Origin of the sequence: Dietzia sp. NCCP-2495, assembly GCF_026011735.1 — a bacterium.
Classification (GTDB): Bacteria; Actinomycetota; Actinomycetes; order Mycobacteriales; family Mycobacteriaceae; genus Dietzia.
Map to the genome: position 1 here is coordinate 44,083 of NZ_BRVN01000023.1, position 6,000 is coordinate 50,082.

A 6,000-nucleotide genomic window follows, 5' to 3' on the forward strand; every position below is an offset into this window, starting at 1 on the left:
AGTGGATGCCAATCGCCGTTTAATCCTAGATGCGCACGGAACCCGAATTTGTGCGAGCTGCCCCCTGCCGCGTCGTCGGGAATATTGAACGACAACCAGCCCGAGCGGGTTGATCCAGGTCCTACGACTCGGTTCGTGCTGATCACATCGCCGGGCTGCCCACCAAAGTAGTTGGACTGATCGTGAGTGCCGACATTCTGCATGTCATTCCCACCGCTGGAGCGCAACGTGTAGCCGGCCGGAACGGTGAAACCGAAAGTATTGAGCACTCTGTTGTTCTGTAGCGGGTTGTACCAAGGCGATGACGGGAGAGTGTTCCTGGCCGTGATGTCCAGCCTCACATGTCCGCCCGGCCGCAAGTCACTTCCACCGGCGTTGATCGAGTATGTGAACCGCAGGTCATTCTGAGTTACCGTCCCTGTGGTCTGGGCTGTAGCGGCGGGGGCGAGCCCCATCATGAGGGTGAGGGCCGCGAGTACGGCGAGAAGTTTGCGAATCATGAGATGTCAGTCCTATTCCTGGCCGTCAGCCACCGAGGGAGCCGGACAGGCTCCCGGAGCCGGTGAGGGATCCGAGGTCGAGTGAGCCACTGCCGCCGGTGCCCTGGCCCGGGGTGACGGACACGCCGTCGGCCCCGTCGCCCTCCCCGATCACATTGACGGTGATCGAGCCGGACGCGCGCTCGGCGCCGCCTGGGGAGTGGTACGTGAACTGGAGGAACTTGGCCTGCGGGTAGCCGCTGGTCCAGGTGATGTCGGTGTCAGCGACACCGCGGGTGACCGGGATCCGGACCGGCTCGCCGGCCTCGTCCAGGACGGGCTCACCGTTGTTGGTCACCGTGAGGTACCCGTTGAGCGTCGCCGGGGAGGCCAGCTCGTCCGTCGGGAGAACCGTCACGCGGAAACGTCCGGCCTGACCCGCTTCGAGGTCACCCGCCGGCCCCTCGACGGTCACGGTGAGTGCGTCCTCGTCGACCGCGGCCGAGGCGACCCGAATCGTGTGCTCTACCGTGTGGGGCCGCTGCATGCGCGGGTCCTGCGGGGTGAATTCGACGGTGACGGTGCGACTCTCCTGAACGGCCGGCGGGAAGGTGAGGGTGACATGGCCCTCGCCGTCGTTGATCTCGACGTCGGTGGCCACGACCCGTCCATCGATCCGCACCACCGCGGTGCCCTCGACGCCGGCGGGGGTCGTGACGATCCGGTACTCGGTGGCCTGACCCGGCTCCACGGTCGCGGGCCCAACGAGGTCCGAACCGGTGGCCTCGGCGTCGAGAATCTCCAGCGTGCCGGAGTCCGTGGCGCGGGTCTGATCGCTCCCCGCGGGGTGGAAGGTCGCGCTCACCTCGACATCGCCGGGGCGACCGAACGTGAACTCGGCCGCGGCCTTGCCGTCCACCACGTCGACGATCTGGGTCTCCGCACCGGCCACGAACTCCACGCGGCCCTGCGGATCGGTGGTGCCCTCGGCCGGGTTGATCACGGCCTCGAGTCGGGCCGGCTCGGCCACGTAGCCCGGGGCGTCGAGCCCGTTGAGGATGAGTGACGTATTGGTGCTCTCCTCGACGAGGATCGTCGCCGAGGCGGTCGCCGTGCCGTACGCGGACGTGGCGGACGGCGTGAACACCGCCTCCACCTCGGTCTCACCCGGCTGGGAGAACGTTATGCTCGTCGCGGCCTGGCCGTCGCGGACGGCCACCTCGCGCACCTGGTCGCCAGAAGTGAAGGTGACGGTTCCCCGCGCGTCACCCGGGAGGCTGACCGAGATCGGGGTCCGGGTGTTGGCCTCGGTCGACGCGGGGGCGGTGATCGTCATCTGAGTGGGGAGCCGCTCCGGGGTGACCCGGATTTCCGAGGTGGCCGTGGCGTACCGCGGATCAGTGGGCGTGAACCGCGAGGTGACCACGGCTTCAGCCGGGTCGTTGAAGGTCAGTCGCGCCCTGGCCTCACCGGTGGCGGTGTCGACCTGGGCGGTAACCCGCTGGTTGCCGCTGGTGAAGGTCACCTCGCCGGCGATGCGCGGATCGACCGTGGTGACGAACTCCGCCGGGGCCCGCAGGAGCACCTGGTCCGGGGCGGTGAGGGTGCTGGAGGTCGGCAGGCCGACGATCTCAACGGACTTCATCGTCGCGGCGCCGCCGTTGATCGGGGCGGTGGCCGACGAGCGGGGGCTGCAGTAGCCGGGAACCCACTGATCGCCGAGAAGCGGAACGCCCGCCGAGGCCAGGAGGGTGAGATACGACGCCGGGTTGGCACCGTAGGTGGCGGCCGCTCCCTGGGTCCGGACGCCGATGTTCGCGGTTCCGGCGCGCTCGGCTTCGAAGGTCAGAGTGACCTTGGGGAACTGGAAGTCCAGCGCCGTCTTCCCGCTCAGGTCCATGTTCAGTCCGGCGTGGCTGGTGGTCGAGGTGTTCCCGCCGTTGCCGATGGTGTTGTGGCCCTTGTCGGTCAGACGCAGGACAGTGCCGTTCGCATCAGGGACACCGTTCTCGTTCACGGTGATGACCCGGCCGTCGGCGATCGGGATGTTGCCGCCACTGAAGCTGTAGTCGACCAGCTTCGTCCCAGCCGGCCGCTGCAGGTCCAGTTTCAATCGCGAGGCGCGCTTGAGACTGATCGCGCTGGGCAGACTGTCCAGTTCGACGTTGATCGGGTCGATCTCGAAGGTGACGTCGAAGCGCTCGCCCGCGTTGACCGACTCCGGGGCGGTGACGTGGATCTGCACCGGGTTCTTGGGGGTGATGTCCATCGGACCGCCCACGCCCGCGACTTTGGGCGCGGAAATGTGGCAGGTGGTGTCGAACGATGTGGTCGACCGCGTCGGCTGCGCCGTGGCCACCGACGGAACGGTGGCCACGCCGAGGGTGACGACGACGGCTGAGAACCACGCGAGTACGCGGCGCATGGGCTTCCTCGAAAAACTTGAAGGGTGCGCCCTGAGGGGACATGGGCACATGTCGGAGTACGACGAAACTATATAGGGGATTCTCAGTTGCGCAACAGGTCGACAGCACTTCTCAGGTGCACATTTAGCCGACCAAACCTACGTTGGGCGGATTTGTCCCGAATGTCACGCGCTCTCAACCTCCACTTCATCCAGACGTCAGCGCTAGTCTTCCGGGGCGCGGGACCACGAAGAGTTACCGTCGTCACACCGCTGTATCGCCGACAGGACGTTCACCTCTGAGCGCGGCACCATTCATCAGATTGGGGCTTTACTTATATTACGGATTCATTACTATGAGCTCAGTTCCCCTTCTCCCGGCTGTCCGCCACTGCTGATCGGATTCAGCGCCCGAAACCACGGACAAACCGGTGCTCGACCCCTGCGCACCCTCTGGAGTCTCTCGATGTCTGCCCACGCCCCCACGTCTCACGCGCACCTCGTGCCATCGGTGTCACGGCCTGCGCGCATCGCGACCGCGCTCCTCGCAGCACTCGCGCTGGTGCTGGGACTCGCTCCTGCAGCGCAGGCTCAGCAGTTGAGCATCTCAAATCCGGCGACCATCACGCACGATCGATTCGAGTTCACGATGGGCGTTCGCACTGCTGGGAGCAACTTTGTACCCGGGGGCAATGTGTGGATCGAGAACACCGCAAAGTTCAACGGCAACTTGGTTTACCGATGGTCGAACCTGCGCAAGTGGGGCGTCATCACCAACCCTGGCGGGTTCGGGTATTTATCCCACTCGGGCGAAACCATGCAGGACATGCGCACCGAATCTGGCAACTTCGTGGGAGGAAATCTAGCCGATACAAGGATCGATAACGGCGAGACCCGGAGATACCAATTGAGCGCGCGCATCCCCGCAGACGCGCAAGGAGGGCAGCGCTTCAACCTCGGTCTCCGAGCCGAAGTAACGAACGACTGGAATCAGATTGAGTATCCAAGCCGCATCTGGTTCGACATGCCTGCGGTCGCTACCACCACGCAGGCCGTCACCGTGAGCCCGAGCACCGGGCGGGTCGGCGAGACGGTCACCCTCTCCACGCGCGTGACCGCCAACCACGGCACCAACACCCCGACCGGAACCGTGCGATTCGCGGTGGACGGCAAGACGCTCACCGCGAACGTCGTGAACGGCGTCGCCACGGCCACCACGACCTTCGACTCCACCGGCTCCAAGTCGGTCACCGCCTCCTACACGCCCACGAATTCGGCCCAGTGGGTCAGCTCGTCGCGATCCGGCACGGTCAACATTCAGAGCGAGGCCACCCGGACCGATCTCTCCCTGGACAAAGTGGAGGTCCTCGCGGGCGGTACCGTCCAGGCCAGCGCCGCCGTCACCCCGGCCGGAGCCGAGGGCGACATCGAATTCAGCGCCGGCGGCGAGCCCGTCCGCGTCCCCGTGGACGCCGAGGGCAAGGCGACCGCAGAGCTCCCCGCCGACACCGCGGGCGAGACCACGGTGAACGCCACCTTCATCCCCGCCGATCCGCAGCGCTACACCAGCAGCTCGGACAGCGAGACGATCGACGTCTTTGAGCAGACCCCCACCACCACCGAGGTCACCGCCGGCACCGAGCCCGTGGAAGCCGGCACGCCCACCACGCTGACCGCCACCATCACCCCGGCGGCCGCGGCCGGCACCGCCACGTTCACCATCGGCGGGCAGGACTACACCGCGACCGTCTCGGGCGGCGTCGCCACGCTGGAGCACACCTTCCCGGAGGCGGGCGACCACGTCGTCGTCGTCGACTTCACCCCCACCAACGGTGACCGATACCTGCCCAGTTCCGGGCAGACCACCATCGCGGTCGACTCCGAGACCACGGCCACCGACCTGACCCTCGACCCGCTCACGGTCACCGCCGGCGGCACCGTCCAGGCCACCGCCACGGTCACCCCGGCGGGCGCCGAGGGCGAGGTCGAGTTCGCGGCCGGTGACGAGACCATCCGCGTCCCCGTGACCGACGAGGGCACCGCCAGCGCCGAGTTCACCGCCGCCACGGCCGGCGAGTTGACCGTCACCGCGACGTTCCACCCCACCAACCCCGACCGGTACACCACCAGCACCGACACAAAGTCCGTGGACGTGACCGCCGAGGCGACCCAGACGGTGCTGACCGTCGACCAGGACGAGGTGATCCCCGGCGACTCGGTCCGGGCCACCGCCACCGTCTCCCCCGCCGGAGCCGCCGGCACGGTCGAGTTCAGCAACGGCGAGACCACGGTCAGCGCCCCGGTGAACGCCGAGGGCATCGCCGTCGCGGACATCGAGGCCACCACAACCGGCCAGATGGAGATCACCGCCACCTTCCTCCCGGCCGACACCGGCCGCTACAGCGGCAGCACGGATTCGCTGAGCGTCACCGTGCTGGACAAGATCGCCACCTCCGTCAGCGTCAGCTCCGGGTCCGGACCGGCGCGGGTCGACGAGCCCACCACCCTGACGGCCACCGTCACCCCGGCGGCCGCGGCGGGCACCGTCGAGTTCACCGTCGACGGGCAGACCTACACCGCCGACGTCTCAGGGGGCGTCGCGACGGTCGAGCACACCTTCACCACCGCCGGCGACCACACCGTCGAGGCCGCGTTCGCCCCGACCAACGCTGATCGCTACGACGGCAGCACCGGCCAGGGCACCGTGACCGTGGAGTCTGAGGCCACCGCCACCGACCTGACCCTCGACCCGATCCAGGTGACCGCCGGCGGCACCATCCAGGCCACCGCCGCCATCACCCCGGCCGAAGCCGAGGGCCAGGTCCGGTTCGAATACGGCGACCAGACCCGCACGGTCGACGTCGAGAACGGCTCGGCCACCGCCGAGTTCGACGCGGCGACCGCCGGCACCGACACCGTGACGGCCACATTCGTCCCGGCCAACCCGGACCGCTACACCAGCAGCACTGACAGCAAGACGGTGACCGTCGACGCCGAGGCCACGACGACCGAGGTCACAGTGGAGACCGGCCCGATCAGGGTCGACGAGCCCACCACCCTGACAGCCACCGTCACCCCGGCTGGCGCCGCGGGCACCGTCGAGTTCACCATCGGCGA

General features: G+C 67.7%; 2 protein-coding genes. One reads left to right on the top strand and one right to left on the bottom strand.

From position 1 onward, the window contains the following. Positions 1-525: 525 nt before the first annotated feature. Entirely contained in the window at positions 526-2,904 is a 2,379-nt protein-coding gene (locus tag OPF83_RS14960) for a hypothetical protein (protein WP_264888382.1), read from the bottom strand. Positions 2,905-3,394: 490 nt separating this feature from the next. Here OPF83_RS14960 and OPF83_RS14965 point away from each other — a divergent pair. Then, the coding region (locus tag OPF83_RS14965) for an Ig-like domain-containing protein (RefSeq protein ID WP_264888383.1) at positions 3,395-6,000 on the top strand (2,606 nt) is incomplete at its 3' end.